Origin of the sequence: Streptomyces tricolor, assembly GCF_002155905.1 — a bacterium.
GTDB lineage: Bacteria > Actinomycetota > Actinomycetes > Streptomycetales > Streptomycetaceae > Streptomyces > Streptomyces tricolor.
In genome coordinates this window covers 298-667 of record NZ_MUMF01001054.1, presented here as the reverse complement: position 1 = coordinate 667, position 370 = coordinate 298, and the positions used below count along the sequence as shown (strand labels likewise).

1 protein-coding gene is annotated in these 370 nt (G+C 81.9%); it reads right to left on the bottom strand.

The features are described 5' to 3' along the window. Positions 1-370 (bottom strand): lysylphosphatidylglycerol synthase domain-containing protein (locus CCN44_RS47265; protein ID WP_244204089.1); only part of this gene is annotated, 370 nt, incomplete at both ends.

The window sequence follows — 370 nt, the reverse complement described above, 5'->3', positions numbered from 1 at the left end:
ACCACCGCGGTGGCCACCGCCGCCGGACCGCCCACCGCGACCAGCGCCACGACCAGCGCCGCCTCCACCGAACCCAGCCCGCCGGGCGTGGGCACCAGGGCCACCGCGACCGTCGCGGCGAGGTAGGCCAGCACCATGTGCGCGGGCGGCACCGGCAGCCGCAGCGCCTGCCCGACCGCGACCAGCCCGGCCGCCTGGAGCGCGGGGAAGGCCAGCGAGCCGCCCCACAGGGCCAGCGCGCGGGCCGGCCGCGCGTGCACCGACCGCACCTCGCCCAGGGCGTCCCGCGCGAACCCGGCCAGCCGGGCGCGCAGGGGGCGTACGAGGACCGGCACGGCACCCGCCGCCACCAGCAGGCCCGCCACGGCCG